Annotated in this window: 15 protein-coding genes; 6 read left to right on the forward strand and 9 right to left on the reverse strand. The window is 68.1% G+C overall.

Annotation, left to right across the window (positions count from 1 at the left end; translation table 11 throughout):
• The 4 genes from ACT4N7_RS20810 to ACT4N7_RS20825 all read right to left on the reverse strand — a co-directional run.
• Positions 1-4,612, reverse strand: a 4,612-nt coding sequence (locus ACT4N7_RS20810; RefSeq protein WP_444830471.1) for a type IV secretion protein Rhs, incomplete at its 3' end; no start/stop codon positions are given.
• Between the two features lie 50 nt (positions 4,613-4,662).
• Entirely contained in the window at positions 4,663-8,103 is a 3,441-nt protein-coding gene (locus ACT4N7_RS20815) for a LamG-like jellyroll fold domain-containing protein (RefSeq protein WP_444830472.1), read from the reverse strand.
• Positions 8,104-8,270: 167 nt separating this feature from the next.
• Positions 8,271-9,476 (reverse strand): aminotransferase class V-fold PLP-dependent enzyme, encoded by a 1,206-nt coding sequence (locus ACT4N7_RS20820; protein ID WP_444830473.1) that lies wholly within the window; start codon positions 9,474-9,476, stop codon positions 8,271-8,273.
• The gene (locus ACT4N7_RS20825) at positions 9,443-10,930 is read right to left on the reverse strand and encodes an ABC transporter substrate-binding protein (RefSeq protein WP_444830474.1); all 1,488 of its coding nucleotides are present in this window, start codon (positions 10,928-10,930) and stop codon (positions 9,443-9,445) included. The genes ACT4N7_RS20820 and ACT4N7_RS20825 overlap by 34 nt, the downstream gene beginning before the upstream one ends.
• A gap of 199 nt (positions 10,931-11,129) precedes the next feature.
• Here ACT4N7_RS20825 and ACT4N7_RS20830 point away from each other — a divergent pair, with 199 nt between their 5' ends.
• From ACT4N7_RS20830 to ACT4N7_RS20840, 3 genes are read left to right on the forward strand one after another with little or no spacing between them, the layout of a single operon-like run.
• Positions 11,130-11,906 carry a carbon-nitrogen hydrolase family protein gene (locus ACT4N7_RS20830; protein ID WP_444830475.1) on the forward strand — a complete coding sequence of 259 codons (777 nt, stop codon included), beginning with the start codon at positions 11,130-11,132 and terminating at the stop codon, positions 11,904-11,906.
• Between the two features lie 2 nt (positions 11,907-11,908).
• Positions 11,909-12,652, forward strand: coding sequence for a DddA-like double-stranded DNA deaminase toxin (locus tag ACT4N7_RS20835; protein ID WP_444830476.1), 744 nt, complete (start codon positions 11,909-11,911; stop codon positions 12,650-12,652).
• A gap of 41 nt (positions 12,653-12,693) precedes the next feature.
• Positions 12,694-13,068 carry an Imm1 family immunity protein gene (locus tag ACT4N7_RS20840; protein WP_444830477.1) on the forward strand — a complete coding sequence of 125 codons (375 nt, stop codon included), beginning with the start codon at positions 12,694-12,696 and terminating at the stop codon, positions 13,066-13,068.
• A gap of 341 nt (positions 13,069-13,409) precedes the next feature.
• Here the strand turns inward: ACT4N7_RS20840 and ACT4N7_RS20845 are convergent, their stop codons facing one another.
• The 3 genes from ACT4N7_RS20845 to ACT4N7_RS20855 all read right to left on the reverse strand — a co-directional run bounded on the left by ACT4N7_RS20845 (position 13,410) and on the right by ACT4N7_RS20855 (position 14,738).
• Positions 13,410-13,589 carry a DUF397 domain-containing protein gene (locus tag ACT4N7_RS20845; protein WP_444830478.1) on the reverse strand — a complete coding sequence of 60 codons (180 nt, stop codon included), beginning with the start codon at positions 13,587-13,589 and terminating at the stop codon, positions 13,410-13,412.
• A 131-nt stretch (positions 13,590-13,720) separates the two neighbouring features.
• Entirely contained in the window at positions 13,721-13,900 is a 180-nt protein-coding gene (locus ACT4N7_RS20850) for a DUF397 domain-containing protein (protein ID WP_444830479.1), read from the reverse strand.
• Positions 13,875-14,738, reverse strand: a complete 864-nt coding sequence (locus ACT4N7_RS20855; RefSeq protein ID WP_444830480.1) for a helix-turn-helix domain-containing protein — start codon at positions 14,736-14,738, stop codon at positions 13,875-13,877. Before ACT4N7_RS20855 ends, ACT4N7_RS20850 begins: the two co-directional genes overlap by 26 nt.
• A gap of 187 nt (positions 14,739-14,925) precedes the next feature.
• Between ACT4N7_RS20855 and ACT4N7_RS20860 the strand changes: the two genes are divergently transcribed.
• Positions 14,926-15,168 carry a hypothetical protein gene (locus ACT4N7_RS20860; RefSeq protein WP_444830481.1) on the forward strand — a complete coding sequence of 81 codons (243 nt, stop codon included), beginning with the start codon at positions 14,926-14,928 and terminating at the stop codon, positions 15,166-15,168.
• Between the two features lie 5 nt (positions 15,169-15,173).
• Positions 15,174-15,536 carry a hypothetical protein gene (locus tag ACT4N7_RS20865; RefSeq protein ID WP_444830482.1) on the forward strand — a complete coding sequence of 121 codons (363 nt, stop codon included), beginning with the start codon at positions 15,174-15,176 and terminating at the stop codon, positions 15,534-15,536.
• 13 nt (positions 15,537-15,549) lie between these two features.
• Here the strand turns inward: ACT4N7_RS20865 and ACT4N7_RS20870 are convergent, their stop codons facing one another.
• Positions 15,550-16,854 (reverse strand): cytochrome P450, encoded by a 1,305-nt coding sequence (locus ACT4N7_RS20870; RefSeq protein WP_444830635.1) that lies wholly within the window; start codon positions 16,852-16,854, stop codon positions 15,550-15,552.
• Positions 16,855-16,926: 72 nt separating this feature from the next.
• Here ACT4N7_RS20870 and ACT4N7_RS20875 point away from each other — a divergent pair, with 72 nt between their 5' ends.
• Positions 16,927-17,520 carry a TetR/AcrR family transcriptional regulator gene (locus ACT4N7_RS20875; protein ID WP_444830483.1) on the forward strand — a complete coding sequence of 198 codons (594 nt, stop codon included), beginning with the start codon at positions 16,927-16,929 and terminating at the stop codon, positions 17,518-17,520.
• Here ACT4N7_RS20875 and nadC read toward each other — a convergent pair.
• Positions 17,510-18,352: a carboxylating nicotinate-nucleotide diphosphorylase gene (gene nadC, locus ACT4N7_RS20880; protein ID WP_444830484.1), complete on the reverse strand. Its 843-nt coding sequence runs from the start codon at positions 18,350-18,352 to the stop codon at positions 17,510-17,512. The two genes, ACT4N7_RS20875 and nadC, sit on opposite strands and share 11 nt — an antisense overlap.
• Positions 18,353-18,433: the final 81 nt, after the last annotated feature.

Here is an 18,433-nt window from a genome sequence, read left to right on the forward strand (position 1 = left end):
TATCCGCGATCCTGGTGATATTCCCCGTCGGGTCGTAACTGTAGGCCCTGTCCGCCACCCCGTACGAGGTCGCCGTCTCCCGCGTGGTGCTCGACCGCGCCAACCGCCGGGTACCCAACTCGTACTCATTGGTCAGGAAAACATTACTCGCACTATCCTCACGGTCGTAAACCTCGCGCAACACCTCCCCATACGGTGAATACGTCGTCGCGGAGACGAGTGAACCCACGGCGCCGGTGAGTGTCTCCGGCAAACCCATGCTGTTGTAGTAGGTGCCCGAGGAGTCCGCAGGCACAATGGTGACGCCACCGGACACCGCAGCGCGGTACGAGGTGTCCTGGAGTTTCCCGGTCCAGGTATAGAGATAGAACACCTCGTAGGTGGTGCCGAGAACGCCTTCCGCCGCGTTGGGCAGGATCATCTTTCGGCCCGAGACTCGACCACCGGAGTCGTATCCGGTGACCTTGTCGGTGTACGCGTTCCCCGCCGACCACCGCCGCGACAACGCGGGCATGCCCAGACCGTTCGGAACACCGTTGGAGTCCTTGACCGTGTCGTATTCCCACTCCGCCAGTTTCGTCCCGGCCGTCGAACCGTCGTACCGGCCCACAGTGCGGCCGAGCCTGTCGTAGGCGAACGCCAGGGTCTTGCCCCGCGCGTCGGTGGAGGTGAGCATCCGACCCGCGGCGTCGTAGGTGAACGCGCTGTGTCCGCTGTCGGGATCGTCGGTCGTGATCTTGCGTCCGCGCAGGTCGTACCCATACCCCCACCGGTTGCCCGCCGCGTCGGTGACACCGGCAAGGTGCCCGGCGGGCGTGTAGGCGTAGGTCGTGGTGTCGAACGAACTGCCCACCGCACCCGTGTACTGGCGCTTCTGCACCGTACGGCCCTGCGCGTCACTGATCAGCGTGGTCGCGGTCCCGCCCGCGGGCGGCGTGTTGTGCACCCGGTCGCCGCCGTAGGCCGTGGTCGTGCGCCACTGCTCGACGTTGTACTTCCGGTAGGCCGCCACGATCGGTCGGGCGAGACCGTCGAACTCGGTGATCGTCTGGTTGGGCAACTGCCAGTCGAAAGCCCCGGCCAACACACCTGACGCAGGCTGATCGTTGTAGTAGGGCGCGCTCTGCTTGTAGGCCAAGCCACGCGAGTCGTACATCATGTCGGTGATCAACCGGCCACCACCAGGAGCGGGAGTCTGCGTCTGCCGCTTCCGCAACAACCCGTCATAGAGCGTGTACGCGGTCAGATACCTGTTGTCGTCCTGAAGCTGCTTGGTCGCCACCACACTGGGCGCGTTGGTGTTGTAGGAGTACACGTACTCCGCGTCGGCGAGATCCCGACCCTTCAGATGCCCCGGCGACCACACACGCGCCAACCGCCCGAGCGCGTCGTACTCCATGTCGGTACGACGGTTGTTCGGGTCCACGGCGGCGACCGTGGCGTTCCACGCGGGCTCCAAGTACACAGTGGACACATGACCGAGCGGGTTCGTGCTGGTGATCGAGGTGACCGGACCCGTCGTCGGGGTGTACGCGGTCGTCGTCTTCTCACCGGACGCGTCGACAACCTCAACGGGCCTGCCGAGCGCGTCGTAGACCGCGGTCGACGCCGTCACGAACCGCTGCCCCGCAGCGTCCCAGGCGTCCAGGGCTTCCGCCTTGGTCACGCCGCCGCGCGTCGGCGCGACGCCGTACTCCTGCCCGTCATACGACGAGCGTGCCTCGGACCGAATCGTGGTGGCGGACGCGGCCACGGCACAGGTTCCAGTGACCGCCTGCACATTCCGCGCGTACGTGAGCAGCCACGCGGTCGTGTTGCGGACGTAGGTGGTCCTGGTGCACGACTCGTCACCTGCGACCGCCAGATCACCCAGATCCTCCACTTGAGACGGGAGGCCGTATCCGTCGAACGTCTTGTGCACCGCGGTGCGCCGCCACGCCCCGGATTCGAGCAATGTCCTGCCCCGGACCCCGGAGATACCGGACAGCAACGACTGCGAGCCGTCGGTGCCGGTCGCGGTCGGGGCGGACACCCACGGATCGTTCACCGACGCGGCGACGAGCTGCCCACCGGAATACTGCCTGGACTCCCGCAGGAAACCTTGCAACCTGGCCACATCCCGGACCGGTTCACCCTCGCTTGTGGACACAAAGACGCTCCGTGTGCCACTGGGCAGCCGATCTCCGTCCATCCCACGCAGGAACACGCCTTCGGTGACGCTCTGCGTCCCGGACGGCTCGCCGGTGACTGTGCGCACCGTGTCGTATCCGCGCCAGAGCGACCAGGTACGGCGGGCCGGGGCGGCGAAGTCGTTCTCGTCGTGGTGCCAGGCCGCCCCACCGAGATAGTCGTAGTGCACCTTGAAAAGACTCGACGCGCCCGTCCGGTCGTCGTCGGTCACGTCGGTGACGACGTACTTGTGGAACCAGTCCATGACCGGCTCCGTGGCTCCCTCCGGTGTCCACCAACTCGGGTAGCAACGCAGCGTGTTCGACTCGGGCGAGGAAGGCATGCGAGTCGTCAGGTCGCAGTCCATGTCGCTGTACCTGACGCTGGTGTACGCGCCGGTCTCATTGGTGATACCCGTGATCCGATACCTCGTGAGCGCCCAGTCGAAGCTGAAGGTGTCGACCCTGTTGCGCATCGCCGTGCGGTCGAAAGTCGTCGGGGGCAACGTGATCGGGCTGCCGACGTGTCCGGTTCGGACGATCGACCTGAGGTTCAGCACTGGTGTCGACTGGCGGGCGCCCGGGTCCGGGTAGTCCTGGGTCAACGTCCAGGAATCGACATCGCGGTACCCACCCGAGCCATCTCCGGCTTGTGCGGTCACCTTGTTGAGTCGCTTGCGGGTGAAGAATGTCGGCGACACCCGGTTCGTGCACTGCTCACCCGCGGCGCAGAGTTGATCCGCGGGCACGTCCGGCCACGATGCGGCCGTGGCTGCGTTGAGCTGAGCCGGGTCACAAGTGACGCTCCCAGAAGCGATGCAGCGTTCCGCCGTCTCGAACAACACCCTGCCCGCCGCCGCACCGAACACACTGGTAGAACGCAGCCCGTACTCGATGCGGTCCAGGTGGCCACCGCGCACATACGAGGTACCCGCGGCCGGATCGAGGTTGCGGCCGTAGAAGTTCGTCTCCGGCGAGTAGTAGTACGACGTGACATTGCCGTGCGGATCCACTATGTAGTCCAGGTTCCAGCGATAGGCCTGCTGACACCACGACACCTCGAAGGTCGCGGCGGCACAGGGCTCGCCGCCGTTGTTCCCGTAGACCGGAACGGTCCACGCCGACCGCGTCTCCGGCTTGCCCGCGATCCAGCCCGGCAGCCGGTTCATGCCGAGGAAGTACTGCGTCCCGTCCGGTGTGGTGACCTTCCAGTACTCACCGTCGTTGTCGCCGTTCACTGATCCGGTGAACCGCTCGATCCTGGCCCCGTCGTCGTTGCGGGCCCGCCACACGCCGGTGCTGCTGTCCTTCACCAGTTTCCCGGAAACACCTGCCAGGCTGATCGTCGCGTTGTCGGTGGCCCAGCAGTTGTCGCCGGTCGTGCGCTGCCCATTGGTGCCGCCGAGATCCTCCGAGCAGGTCTTATAGGACCGCTCGATGAAGCCGCCCGCGGACAGATCCCACCCGTCACCTACCACCGATGCCTGGTTGTTCGTCGCCGAGGTACGCCCGTCCAGACTCTGCGAGGAATACCCCAGCGACACGGTCGGCGCGGAACCGGCGGCAGGCGGCGGAACACGCATCGGGTAGCCGTAGGTGAAGTCGCCCGCCGAACCTCCACCGGTCCATGAGCCCGCCGGGGCCAGCGAGCTGGCCGTGTACGCCCCACCGACGCCGCCCGGTGCCGCCGTCACCGCGAACACGCCCGCGGGGGCACTCGACTGCGTCGCGGTGACCGACCTGTCCGCCACCGGAGACTGCAGGGTGACCTCGCCGGAGACGACGCCCACTTCGAGATCGTTCTTGGCCGCGGATACCGGCTCGGCTGCCCGGCACACGGGGTTCTGCGGGGTGGTCAGCGCGCAGGCGGGGAGCTTGACCAGCCGCAGCCGAGCGGCGTAGTCGCCGCCGAACGCCCGCCCGAAGGAGCTGTAGTCCACATCCACCCGCAGCGGCTCGCCAGTGCCGACACCGGCCATGCTGAAGACCAGCCCGTGCACGCCGAGTGCCCGGGACACACCCTGGTCCGCCACGGTCACCGTGACGGTCGCGTCCCGCTCCGCGTCGCCGCTCGTCGCCACGCGCGGCAGTCGGCGTATCGAGACCGGCGTCTCGCCTGCCCGTTCGGGTGCGCTGTCAACCTGGGCACCGTCTACGGCGCCGGACAGGGTCACCCGAGCCGTCGCCCGTCCAGGCCACGAAGGTGCCGCCACCGTCGCCATCACGGCCTTCGCCGCCGGGTCGGTGGGCAATCCCCGCGGCGAGACCCCCGTCACCGGGACGGACTTCTCTTTCTGCAGCTCGGGAAGCTTCCATCCGAAGCGGACCTGCGGCGCGGCCACCGCGGGCACCGACGACGCGAGCAAAGCGACCGCCGTGGCCGCGGCGACAGCCCGACCGAACAACCCGACACGGCCTGCCGAGTTCCTGACGCGAACATTCATGGTCAACTCCACAACTTGGTGCGCAGCAGGGCACGCGTAAGTCCGCAGGACTACTGATGTTTCGATTCCTGGTACCGGGTCTGGACATCGGCGGCACTGAGGACACCGGTGTAGATGCGGACGTCGTCGATGTCGCCTCGCCATGGATCGGAGTAGCCGCCGTTCCAGGTACCGCGGCCGATCAACAGGTTGCCCGTGGAATGCCAACCGGTCACCCCGCTGCCATCCGGCGTGCCGGAGAACGTGCTCTGCCGGACACCGTTGACAGACAACGAGATCGTGCCTGCCGCACCGTCATACATGGCCGCGAGGTGCACCCATGTATTGGTCGCGGCGGTCGCATTCGAACAGGCCGACCGACCTGTCGCGGACGGCTGGTCGAATGTCGTCAGGCACCATCGGCCGGAGTCCGGCCGGTAACCGAGGATGAACGGCGAGTACGACGGGCCGTCGACGGCCACCACGGCGCGGGGAACCGTGGCGTCGGTGAGCCTGGCCCACGCCATGACCGTGTACGACTGGTCGGTGCGCAGCTTGTTCGGCCGCGCGGCGGTGATCTGGCCGGTGCCCGACGCGTCGAACCTGGCCCACTGGTCCTCGCTGGTCGGAGTCCAGTTGGGGTCACCTGGATCAGCCGGAGTCCCCGCCCACGTCACCCCACCCGCCAGAGTCCCGGTATATCCGGCGATCGTGTCCACCGCCGCGGTACCCGTGCCATCGTCGAGGCGGTACCGAGCCCGGCCCACCCACGTGTTCGCCACCGCCGCGGCCTCCGCCGCGCTGATCTCCCGACCCCACAGGCGGACTCGGTCGATCGTCCCGGGAAAGTAGTCCGCGCGGACGCCGTTCCACTTCCCCGCACCGACGACGAACCCGCCCGCCTGGGCGTCCCACAGCGTCGCCGTGGCCGTGCCGTCGATCTTTCCGTTGACGTACAAGGAGATTCTCTTCGAGTTCGGCTCATAGCTGCCGACGAGATGGGTCCATACCCCGACCTGTGGGGCCGCCGCCGACATCGCCCTAGCCACCGGTGCCGCATCACTGTCGGCCTGCGGCGCGCTCATCGCCCACCGGCCGACGTCCGCGGCGTACTGCAGGGCGAACCCACTGGCCCGGACGCCGTCCTGGCCCGCCACGGTGTAGCGACCTCCTGCGTCGTTGAGTTTCACCCAGGCGGACACCGAGAAGGCCCGGTCCGTGCGCACAACGGGGCTCGACGTGCTCGCGTATCCGCCGTTACCGGTCAGCAAACCGTTGTCCGCGTAGCCATTGGCGAACGACGCCCCACCGCTGAGGGTGAGCGCACGGCCATTGCCGGTGCCATCGGACGCTGTGCTGCCACTGGTCTCCGACATCTCCCAGATCGCCACCGGACCCGCCGCCACACCGACCTGGAAGGTGTACTGCACCCGACCCGCGGACGGGTTGCCCGCCCGGTCGAATGCCTGCACGTACAGGATGTTCGTACCCTGCGCGGTCGGGGTGACCGGCACGGCCACGGACCCATCCGGCGAAGAGACGTCCACTCGGTGTTCCAGTGTGTCCGTGTTGATCGACCACCGGTAGTAGGCGACATCCATCGTGTTGTTCGGGCCGGTGTAGCCGTTCGGCGTGACCGTGAACACCCCGGTCTGGCCGATGCTGCCCTGCGAACCGGCCGTCGGATAGTCCGAAGAGGACACTCCAGGAGTGTTCGGGGCCACCGTGTCCACCACGAACTCGCACGCGGCCGACCAACTCGTGGCGATGCCGTCGGTCGCGTAGAGGTGCCAGGTGAAAACCGCGTCCCGGTTGACCACCGCGGTCGGCGCGACGATCTCCGCGAAAGACCCGGACGGCACGTTGCCCTGCTGGTAGACGTTCCCGTTCCACGTGTAGTTGTCCAGCGGGCCGTCGAAGAAGGCGAAACCCGCCGTCAGCATGCCCCCATCGGGATCGGCCAGCCGCGCCCGCACCCGAGGTGTCCTGGTGCCGATGACCGGTCGCGACGGGCCGACGACACAGCCGATCGCGTCGGCGGCGTTCGGCCCCCAGCTTTCCATGCCGAGGTCGACAGGCGCGTTCGGCGCGTTGTTCGGCGGCGGTGGCGTGTAGTAGGTGACCACGAGCTTCGGCGTGTTCACGCCGCCCTCCGCGGAGGTGAACTTCTTCCACCCGTACACATCGGACTCGTTCTCCGCCCGGAGCATGACCCCCGCGGTGGTGAACCCCTGGTCCGCCCACGCCTGAGCCAGCGACCTGACGTCGGTGTTCGTCCAATCTCCGGCACAACCGGAGTAGCCCTTGGTTTCGCTGGTGGTGGCGTACCGGTTCCACGGCTGCGGCATGTTGCTCCAGACGGTCCCAGGACCGACCAACGGAGTGCTCCACACCTCCCAGTTCCGCGGCGAACAACTGTACGACTGGAACTCCCACAGCCGCAGCGTGCTCGCCGTGACGACCGTGCCGCGGATCTGACTCATGTCGAAGTGCAGGTACGCGCGGGTCCGCACACCCGAGATGTAGCCCATGCGGAGTTCCGTGGAACCCGACTTGCCGAGCGTCGATCCCTCCTGAACCCAGGTGTCGAAACCCGTCCCGAGCTCCGGGCTCGGATCGATGGCCACCGGGTAGCTGACCAATGGATCGTCGAAGAAGCCATCGGCCGGTTCCACGGTGATATCCACCGCATCCTGATTCTGCCCCACACTGTCGGCACCCGACCGAGACGCGGTGTGCTGCTTGGCTTTCACCTGCTTGAGCCGATCACCGGACCGGGAGTCCACCCGGGCGTCCCACATCTCCGCGGTGGGGATCCCCCCGATGACCTTGCCAGAGGTGTCCAGCAACGCGACATGACCACCCGCGTCAACGCGCATCTCCACCCCGACTGCCCGCATCGGCAGCGTCACCTTGATCGGCTTCGTGGGCTTGTGCTTGACGACCAGCAACTCCTGGAACCCGGTCAGGGTGGCCTTCACCTGGAGGTCGATGCCGGGCTCGATGTCCCGATAGGTCGCGGTGTCCCCCGCGAGCACCGGCTCCGGCAACGCACCACTCCATTGCATGGCGACGAGCCCGCCCGGCGCCGCCACCGATGCCAGATCCCGAGTCTGCGGCCCGCCCGCGCCAGCCAACACGAGATCGCGCGGGTGCGCCCTCGGACGAACAGACCCGTCCGCACCCCTGACCAAGGTCAGGTCGACAGGCGTCCATTCGGTCCCCCGCTTGACGCGGACCGGCCCGGAAGCCATCTCCGCCGTCACCGTGCCGTCTGGATTCGCCCATGTCTCCGAGCTTTCCGTGGTCAGCGACGGCACCCGGACCCGCTCGTTCGACTCGCGCGCCTGATCCAGCGCGGCATCCTGATCAAGGGCAGGCCGACTACCGGACGGCGCGGCCGACGCGGCCACCGGAACCAGCGCGGGCACGGCGGCACCGCTGATCACCATCAGGGCACCAACCGACCACGCGCGCATGCGGACGCGCCGCGTCACCGCGGTTGTACTCACGACATCCCCCAGCCCGGGCCACGACCCGGAAAGATCACACGAACCCCAGTCCCCCGACTGTCAGCGGGAACTGTGCCTCATCGGGACCGCCGACGAAATGGACTGAACGGACGAATGACCGAAAGTAATCGACGGCCAGTTGATGAGGCGCAATCGCGTTGCGGGAGTCAGGTCGCGGTCACCGCGATGGCGGCGATCGCCTGGTCGATCTGGTCCGGCGACACGAAATAGTGTGGTGAGGCGCGGATGACCCGGTCCAGATCGCGGCGGGTCATGTCGTAGAGGGTGGATGTGCGGCCACTCACCGTGACCGTCACCCCATGTTCGCGGAGCCGGTCGCGGACCTCGTCGGCGGGTGCGCCGTCGACGGTGAAGCTGACCAGGCCGCATTGCTCTTTCCCCAGGTCGCGGACGGTTACACCGGGCAGCTCGGCGAGCCCGGCGCGCAGTTGGTCGGCGCGGGCGCCCACGGCGTCGGCGATCGGGCCGATGCCCAACTCCAGGGCGTAGCGCACCGCCGCGATCAGGCCCAGTCGCTCGGCCACGCCGCATTCCCACAGTTCGAAGACCCGCGCGTCGTCGCGTAGTCCGATCTTGCTCGGGCCGTCCCAGGACCCGCTGTGCAGGTCGATCAGCCGGGGCCGCATCCGTTCGCGCGCGTGGTCGCGGACCACCAGCACGCCCGTGCCGCGTGGCCCGCGCAGCCACTTGCGCCCGGTGCCGGTGACGATGTCGGCGCCGAGGTCGCGGGCGGACACGGGGAGTTGGCCGATCGACTGGCAGGCGTCGAGCAGAACCAACGCGCCCACCTCGTGGGCGGCAGCGGCCGCCTGGGCGACCGGGTTCACCAGGCCGCCATTCGTGGGCACGTGCACCAGCGACACCAGTTTCACCCGCTCGTCGAGCAGGCCGCGCAGGGCGTCGACGTCGAGGGCGCCGTCGGCGTCGGAGGGCACCGGCTCGACGGTCGCGCCGACCCGCTCGGCCAGGTGCAGCAGCGGGATCGCGTTGCCCGCGTACTCCACCTCGGTGACCAGCACGCGATCGCCCGGGCCGAGCGGGATCGCGTCGAGCGCGGTGAGCCATGAGCGGGACGCGCTGTCGGTGAACGCGATCTCCCCCGGCGCGCACCCGAGCAGGTCGGCGAGCACGCCGTAGCCCGCCTCCAGGTCGTCCATGCGCTCGTTGGCCGCTCGGTAGCCACCGACTTCTTCCTCACGACGCAGGTGCGCGACGGCCTCGGCCACGACCCGGCGCGGCGGCAGCGACGACCCGGCGCTGTCGAGGAAGACCTGGTCGAGGCAGGCGGGCGTCTCGGCGCGGACCGCGGCCAGGTCGATCACCGCGGCGTCCATCGCTGCACGTTCCACCATGCCCCCCACGTGTGGTCGGTTCCCGGCGCGTCGACAACGGGTTGGTACCCGTTCCAATTCTCCCGGATCACATAGCTGTGCCGCGACTGACTGAGCACGATCAGACCAGGGTCGGCAAGGTAGGCACGCTGCGCTGCCCGGATCGCGACAGCGCGCTGAGCCGGGTCCGTCGTGGCGCGGGCGGCGTCGAGCGCGGCGGCGGTGGCCCCGCCCGCCGGGTGCAGCAGCGGGTACAGCGCGGGGTCGGGGTCGAACGGGTCGCCGAAGGCCACCAGTTCGGGGCCGCCGTCGCCCGCGCCGGGCCGGGCGGTGACCTGGATGCCGAGCGCGGCGGCGGCCCCGGCGAGGCCGGTCACCAGGTCGCGGGAGATCTGGTCGGCCATCGGGTAGGCCACGGTGATGGTCGCGGGCACGCCCGCCTTGGTCCGCACGCCGTCGGCGCCCGACACCCACCCGGCGGCGTCGAGGACAGCCCGGGCCCGGGCGACGTCGAACTCGAACCGGCCGCCCGGTTCGACGAACTCCGGCAGCACGTCCGGCACCGGCAGCGACGCGGGGCTGCCCTGGCCCGCGAGCGCGGCCTCGACCAGGGCCCGCCGGTCGACCGCGAGGTTCAGCGCGAGCCGGACCGCCGGGTCGGCGGTGACCGGGGACGTGCCGGGCAGCGTGACGGCGCGCAGGTCGGCGGCGCTGTGCCGGACCACGGTGAACCCATCTGCGCGCTCGAACCCGGCGGCGAGCCGGGCGGGCAGCGCGGTGCCGTCGAGCCTGCCGTCGCGCAGGTGTTGCGCGCGCGCCTCGTCGTCGGGCTCGAACTCGACGGTGACCCGGGTGATCGCGGGCGGGTCGGCGAAGTACGCGCGGTTCGCGGTCAGCACGAGCCGGGTGCGGGGTACCCACTCGGCGACCTCGTACGGGCCGGTGCCCACCGGGCGGTCGGTGCCCACGGCCTCGCTCGACCGGATGCCGAGGACGAGCAGGCCGGCGAACCCGGCGTAGGGCTGGGACAGGTCGAAGCGGACCGTGGTCGGATCGACCTGCGTGACGCCCGAGAGCATCCAGAACCTCGGCCGCAGCACCGCTTTCGGGTCGAGCAGCGGCCGGTAGCCTGCGACGACGTCGGCGGCGTCGAAGGCGGTACCGTCGTGGAAGGAGACGTCGCCGCGCAGCCGGACCGTCCAGGACTTGCCGTCCGGTGCCGTCTCCGGTTGCGTGGCGGCCAACGCGAGCCGCAGCGTGCCGCCCGGTTGGTGTTCGACCAGGCCGTCGTAGATCTTGGCCGCCCCGTGCGGCGCGTAACCTGCGAGAGGGTCGAGCGTGGCGGGCGCCTCGGCGGCGGCGATCACCAGCGATTTGCCGTCCGGGTCCCCCGACGCGGGCGGCGTGGCGTCACCAGTGCACGCGGCAGTCGCGGAGAGGACGAGGACGGCGAGCGCGCATCGGCGGCGGGACACAGGAACGGACAATAGTGTCCTGAGTCGGGGGTTCGTGCCTTATCGGCGGATCCAGGTTTTCGCTGGGCGTGCCGTCGGAAGGTCCTCGTACCGGGTGTACTCGGGCCTTTCGACGGTGCGGCCAGCGGGAAGCTGGGCCGTCGAGAAGGTGCGAACCTCCGACTCAGGACACTAGGGCATCTTCGTGAGGGAGCGGGCTGTGCGCGCAGCGCTGTGTCAGATCATCGCGACCGCCGATCCGGCGGCCAACCTCGACCTGGTCCGCGCGGGCGTGCGGCAGGCGGCGGCCGAGGGGGCGGCGGTCGCGCTGTTCCCGGAGGCCACCATGTCGTGCTTCGGGGTGCCGCTGGGGCCGGTCGCGGAGCCGCTGGACGGGCCGTGGGCCACGGCCGTGCACGCCGTCGCCGAGGAGGCGGGCGTGCTGGTGGTCGCCGGGATGTTCACCCCGGACCCGTCCGACCGCGTGCGCAACACGCTGCTGGTCACCGGCCGGGACCACCACCTGGGCTACGACAAGATCCACCTCTACGACGCCTTCGGCTTCGCCGAGTCCCGCACGGTCGCGCCCGGGGACTCGGTGGTCACAGTGGATCTGGACGGCCTCACCCTGGGCATCGCCACCTGCTATGACGTCCGGTTCCCGGAGTTGTTCCACGCCCTCGCCGACAAGGGTGCGACGGCGGTGTTGTTGGGCGCGTCCTGGGGGGCGGGCGAGGGCAAGCGGGAGCAGTGGGAGCTGCTGGTGCGGGCGCGGGCCCTGGACTCGACGTCGTGGGTGCTGGCGTGTGGGCAGGCCGATCCGGGAATTCCGAGCACCGCGCCCACCGGCATCGGCTACAGCCTGGCGGCCGACCCGATGGGCCGCGTGCACGGCCAGTTGGGCGCGGACCCGGGAATGCTGCTGGTCGACATAGACCCAGACCTGGTCGAGTCGACCCGCAAGGCCATCCCGGTCCTGGCCAACCGCCGCCTCTGACCGTGTCGACATTCGAACATGTCGCAACACAGATTCACTCTGCTCTGCACCTGGCCGACGCCGCCCGGCAGTCGTTGAAATCCGCTGTCGAATTTGTCGATCAAGCTATACAGGTGCTGAAACCCGTTCTTGACGGTACGACCGACGCGGCCGCACTACAAGCATGGGCATCACTCGAACAGGCGCGATCGATGTTGTCCGAGCAACAGGCGAGGATCACCTCCGCCGAAATTTGTGTTCGGAGTTACCTAACGCTCATCGGGGCAGACTCCCCAGCAGGCTACGTCAATGAGTCTTTACCCACCACCACGTCCCTGGAATCGGGGTACCGAAACCGCGAATCGGCAGTCATCAAGAAAATTCGTGCCGAGCTGCCGCCCGATGTTGAACCACGGTCGGGCCAGAAGACCCATGGCCGCTGGATCGACGCGGACGGGACCGTCCATGCGGAGACCAGCGGAAAAGACGAGAAGTATGACGAGGTAGTACGATTTCTCAAGAGCGTCAATTCGAGGCGCATGCTCGTTGTTGCATCCCACGTGGAGATCAAACTCGCCGCGCACATGCGTAAGAACGCAATCAGATCCATAATACTGGCCCTGAACAACGTGCCGTGCACGGGCGAACTGGGGTGCGAAGCACTTATTTCGGTAATCCTACCGAAGGGGTATAGTCTTACCGTGTACGGGTCCGACGGATTTGTCCAGAAATACGAAGGAGGCGGGACCTCGCCTTGGGTGCCCTAGAGGTCTACTTCGAGCGTGAGCACGCGAACAGCCCTGTCCGGGTGGCCACCCAGCAGGATGTCGACGGCCTTATCGACCAGATGCGCACCGAATCGCCGGAGCTGGCGCCGATCTTGATGCAAGTAGTGATCTCGGGCGACCCGTACACCCAGGGACTGGATGTCGGCCTGAAGTCGGATCGCGGAGTCTTGCGATACAGCGGTCGCGACTGGTTCGAAGGTTTGTACAGTACAGGCGAACTTCCAATAACTGGAACTCCTCTGCTCTATTTCTACATGGACACCGACACGGAGTTTCCGCCCAACGCCGAGGTGTCAATCGACGCCATTCGACAAGCAGTCAAGGAATTCCTCGCGACCAACGGGGCACTACCGACCTGTGTCCGGTGGCAAGCGGACCAAGGAACCGATCGTTAACGCGACCCGATGGGCCGGGTGCACTGCTAGGCCAGCTGCACCTCGGAGAAGGCCGCTGTCGTGCCGATTCCTTCCCTGACATCTGCTGAGGCGTTCGATTCCGGCGTGCTGCTCGCTCCGCGTGCCGCCGCCCGACTGGTCGACCACGCCAAGCAGATCTACGCAGCAGCGCGACGTGTAGAGATACGGCGTCGACTACCGCGGCCTACACGGCACCGACGAACGCATCCGCCTCGACACGATCCCCACCGTCCACGCCGTCCACCACGCCGCGATCCGCAGACTCCTCCAAAGCTGAGCGTCCTGGTCGTCGATCCGGCGGCAGCCAAAGTCCGTCTGGTCTACTGGCGGGCGAAACGGCCGTGCTTGATCTCGCGCACCATGGCGAGGACATTGCCCCGCAACACCGGTCCGGTCGCGTTCTTCGAGTCCCGAAGATCGCGCAGCGTGTTGGACAACTCAACACAGTCCGCCCCGCTCTGGCTGCGGCTCGACTTACGCCAGGTGGTTTGCGACGTCATCGCATGTCTCCATTTCAATGTAAGGCCAGGATCCGAATCGATCGGGTAATCAGTAGGTCGGCAACTTCACTCACGGAAGGGATGCTCACCGGCCTCCCGACCTTCGATCGGCACGTCAATAGGCCGGGGGTCTACTGACGGTCGAAACGGCCGTGCTTGATCTCGTGCACCATGGCGAGGACATTGCCCCGCAATACCGGTCCGGTCGCGTTCTTCGAGTCCCGAAGATCGCGCAGCGTGTTGGACAACTCAACACAGTCCGCCCCGTTCTGGCTGCGGCTCGACTTACGCCAGGTGGTCCGCAACGTCATCGCATGTCTCCATTCTATTGGCTATCTCAGTGATAAATCGGACTGAGTCATCAGGGCTCATGGCCACCCGTAGTACCGTGTCAACGGCGTGTTTGTAGGCGTTCACGTCGTCATTACTGTGCAACCACAACGTCGATCTACGGGTATCCAGAAATACCACTGGGGCCGGATTGTCGGACTCGAAGAGGTGGAATGGCCCCTCCAGTCCAGGATGCCATCCAACGCCAAACGGGACGATCCGCAGGTCGATGTTGGGACGCCTTGACATCTCCACCAAGTGGCGCAGTTGATCCACCATCACAACTTTGCCACCGATGTCCTGGTACAAAGCCGCCTGCCCGATGAGGGCTACCAGGTTGGCCGGGTTCGAACGATTGATGACGTCTCGGCGACCGATTCGAACCGCGATCCTGGTAAGGATATCGATTGGCAAAACGCCGCCAGCCGACATGATCGCTCGAATGTACTCGGTGGTTTGCAGCAAGCCCGGTATCAGCAGCGGCGCCACCGCCGTCATGTGCCTGGCGTTCTGTTCATACTCAAGGTATGCCGACATTTGCTGTCGGTGCTCCGGCAGGGTTGTGGCCACCCAGTGTGGCTCGTGCGTGCCATGAACCAGCGTCAAGACGTCGTCGTACTGGTCGCCACTGACGCCGAGTGCGGTGAGGATCTGCGCCACCTGCTCCGGCTTGGGCGTCCGCTCACCAGTCTCCCATCGGGACAACATGGCTGGGTCGCGACTGATCCGCGCGGCGAACTCGCGCAGCTTGAGTCCCTTGCCCAGCCGGGCCTGCCGGAGCGCACTGCCCAGCGCGACCGCTTTGGGTGTCCTTGCCATGCCATCTCCATTGTTGTCGAGCGGTAACAGCTTAGCGTAACCGCGCCTGGTCGGACACTTCACCTGTTGTGCGTAATGCAATGCTGTTGCGTTGGTTGACTACTTGGCTGATCCTTTCGACATCAGCCGGAACGTAGCAGGTAGCCGCAAGCGCAGCAGCGCGGCGACGAACAGGGAGACCAACCCCATGACCGACACATTGCACCTGAACTCCTGGGCATCCATCGTCAAGGACTGCCCGATGCGCTACCGCGTCCACGACGGCGAGGACATCGTCTTCACCTGGGGAAGTTCCGCCAACAGCTTCGAGTTCTGCTTCTCCACCGAACCCTTGCGCCGATTCGTCGAACTGGGCACGCGCGCGCTGGCCGAAGCCGAGACCCAGCGCGCGGCCGAAGAAGCCGAGGACGCCGAACAGCAGTCGGCCTGACGGAGATGAGCTTGCACGAACCGATCACCGAAGCCGCCGCCCTGCGCCGGTTTCCCGAACTGGCCGAACTGGTCGAGATCCGGCGGGCAGGCTGGGACTTCCACCGACTGCACGACGAGAACGGCGACCTGCTGGGCATCGCCGCCAGCCACAGCAAGCAGCGGTACACCGACGCCGTCTTCCTCTTCGACCGCGCGCACTTCGTCGGCTGCCGCACCGTCACCGACGAAGACGACGGCGGTGTGGTGTGGCTCAAGGAAGGCAAAGACCTGCAAGAGATCGTCCGCGAACTCGTGGACCTCCCGGCGCCGGGCGAACCGGGCGCACCCGCGCTGATCATCCGCGCGAGTGCACTGTGGACACCGTAACCGCAGACGCGGGCTACCGGCGGGGGCGGACGATGATGCGGGCGCCCTTGGCGGGCACCAGGGTGATGTTGCGCGACTGAGCCTGCTCCGGCGCCCCCACGGCATCGATGTCAAACCGTGTCAACACCGCGCGCAGGACGGCGGCGGCTTCCTGAAGGGAGAAACCGGCACCGAGGCAGCGGCGGACGCCGCCGCCGAAGGGAATCCAGGTGCCGGCGTCGGGCTGGGTGCCGACGAAACGGTCCGGGCGGAAGTCGTCGGGGTCGGGGTGGTTGGCCGGGTCGCGTTGGACCAGGCCGATGTTCGGGGTGACGATCGTGCCCTTGGGTAGCAGGTTGCCCGCCACCACGGTCGGCTCGGTGAGCCGCCGGGCGACGCTGTAGATGACCGGGCGCAGCCGCATCGCCTCCTTGGCGACGGCGTGCAGGTACTCGTCGTCGCCGATGTCGGCGGCCTCCTGGGCTTTGCGCAGGAGGTCGGGGCGGCGGGCGAGTTCGTGGAAGGACCAGGCCAGCGCCGTCGCGGTGGTCTCGTGGCCTGCCAGCAACAGCGTCATCATGTCATCGCGGAGTTCGGCGTCGGTGGCGTCCGGGGCGGCGGCGAGCAGCCGGGACAGCACGTCGCCGCGGGTGGCGAGGTCGGGCTGGGTGCGGCGCTCGGCGATCTCCGCGTACAGCAACCGGTCCGCGGCGGCCAGGTTCTCGCTGTTGCGCTTCCACGGCCAGAACCGGTTGAGCCGCGGATTCATCCAGCCGAGCAGGGCCAGCGGGCCGATCGCGGTGACCTTGTTGATCAGCGGCCGCAGCTTCGCCAGCCGCTCACCCTCGGCCATGCCGAACACGACGCGCAGAATGATCTCCAGAGTGACGGCGTTCATCGGGCCGTGCACCGCGAACGGCTTGCCGACCGGCCAACTCTCGGCGGACTCGACGGCCAGGTCCGACATCATCCCCGCGTACCCGCGCAGCGCGGCGCCGTTGAACGCGGGCATCAACCGCTTGCGGGAGCGCAGGTGCGCGTCCTCGTCGAGGATCAGCACCGAGTGTTTGCCCATGACCGGCGCGAGGATCGCGTTGCCCTCGCCGGCGTGGAACACCGACGCCGGGCCCGCGAAGATCTCGCGGATGTCCTCCGGCCTGGCCACCGAGACCATGGTGCGGCCACCGAGCAGGCGAACGGTGTAGGTGTCGCCGTAGCGGGCGCGCCACCTCGGGGCGACGCGGTGCCGGGACCGGACGAACAGCACGGTCTGGATCACCTTCGGCAGCCGCGGCCCCTCCGGCAGGGACTCACGCTGCGCGACACCGGCCGAACCCATGGGCACCTCCGCGATTGTGCGTTACCTCGATTTATACGCCCGTATAGATCGGCGGGCAACTACTATCCACGGGTGGGACATCGTGAGCAGCTCCTCGTCGCGGCCCGCAGGCTGCTGGAGGACAAGGGATACGCGCACATCACCACGCGCGACCTGGTGGCCGCGTCCGACACCAATCTCGCCTCCATCGGCTACCACTTCGGCTCCAAGGCGGGCCTGCTCAACGAGGCGCTGGGCACCGTGTTCGAAGAGTGGACCACCCAACTCGCCGAGGTCGCGATGGCCGACCCGGACGCCTCGCCGATCGCTCGCGCCCACCTGACCTGGGCCACCGTGCTGCGCAACCTGGCCGACCGACGCGCCCTGCTGCTGAGTTTCGTCGAGGCGCTCGCCCAGGCCGAACGCGACCCGCACCTGCGCGAACAGCTCGCCGACCTGCAGGACCGCACCCGGGTGCGGATCGCGGAACTCGTCGCGACGTCCTACCGGGGCGAGGTCCGCGCCGACGACCCGCGCTGCACCGCGGTGGCCAGCTTCGTCCTCGCCGTCTGCGACGGCCTGGCCCTGCAATGGCTCCTCGACCCGACCCGCACCCCGGACGCCGAGCACCTGCTGCGCGGCCTGGACGACCTGCTGACGCTGTCCGAGCGCGCACCTACCGACTGAGGTCCATGCCCAGGTCGAGCGCGGGCGCCGAGTGCGTCAGGGCGCCGACGGCCAAGTAGTCGACCCCGGTCTCGGCGTACGCGCGGGCCACGTCCAGCGTCAGGCCGCCGGAGGCTTCCAGCCGGGTGCCCGTGCCCGCCGCCCGACGGACCGCCTCAGCGCACTGCGCCGGGCTGAAGTTGTCCAGCAGCACCAGTTCCGCGCCCTCGGACAGCGCCTCGTCGAGCTGGTCGAGGCTGTCGACCTCCACCTCGCACGACAGCTCCGGGGCGTGCGCGCGGGCGGCGGCCAGCGCCAAGGTGACCGAGCCCGCGGCGACGACGTGGTTGTCCTTGATCAGGATCGCGTCGCCGAGGCCGAGGCGGTGGTTGACCCCACCGCCGCACCGGACGGCGTATTTCTCCAGCAGCCGCAAGCCGGGCAGCGTCTTGCGGGAGTCGCGCACGGCCGCACCAGTGCCCTCGATCGCGGCCACCCACGCCGCGGTGGCGGTCGCCACGCCGGAGAGGTGACAGATCAAGTTCAGCGCGGTGCGCTCAGCGGTCAACAGGGCGCGGGTGTTCCCCCGCAGCACCAGTGCGGGCTTCCCCGGGGTAGCCGCGGAACCATCCTCCACAGTGGACACAACGGTCAGATCGCCTACCACACGGTCGAAAACCGCCAGCGCCACCGGCACCCCGGCCAACACCCCCGCCGTGCGCGGCGTGATCTCCGCGACCGCCGCCGCGTCGGCCGGGACGGTGGCCTCGGTGGTGGCGTCGGGACCGTAGCGTAGGTCTTCGGTGAGCGCGGTGGTGATCACGCGGTCGAGGTCGGCGGCGTCGATACTCACGCGGACGCCCTGAGACACTGGTTCGCTCGCGGGCTCGCTCACGGACGCCCCCTCGCAGGCTCCGTGCCGCCGCTCGCGGAC

Source organism: Actinokineospora sp. (genome assembly GCF_052390155.1).
Lineage (GTDB): Bacteria > Actinomycetota > Actinomycetes > Mycobacteriales > Pseudonocardiaceae > Actinokineospora.

Bases quoted from the DNA above. Each gene is read 5' to 3' on its own strand.
- ACT4N7_RS20865 (WP_444830482.1), top strand. From the start codon at position 15,174: ATGAGCTTGCACGAACCGATCACCGAAGCCGCCGCCCTGCGCCGGTTT.
- ACT4N7_RS20820 (WP_444830473.1), bottom strand. From the start codon at position 9,476: ATGGTGGAACGTGCAGCGATGGACGCCGCGGTGATCGACCTGGCCGCG.
- ACT4N7_RS20845 (WP_444830478.1), bottom strand. From the start codon at position 13,589: ATGACGTCGCAAACCACCTGGCGTAAGTCGAGCCGCAGCCAGAGCGGG.
- ACT4N7_RS20850 (WP_444830479.1), bottom strand. From the start codon at position 13,900: ATGACGTTGCGGACCACCTGGCGTAAGTCGAGCCGCAGCCAGAACGGG.
- ACT4N7_RS20860 (WP_444830481.1), top strand. From the start codon at position 14,926: ATGACCGACACATTGCACCTGAACTCCTGGGCATCCATCGTCAAGGAC.
- ACT4N7_RS20870 (WP_444830635.1), bottom strand. From the start codon at position 16,854: ATGGGTTCGGCCGGTGTCGCGCAGCGTGAGTCCCTGCCGGAGGGGCCG.
- ACT4N7_RS20855 (WP_444830480.1), bottom strand. From the start codon at position 14,738: ATGGCAAGGACACCCAAAGCGGTCGCGCTGGGCAGTGCGCTCCGGCAG.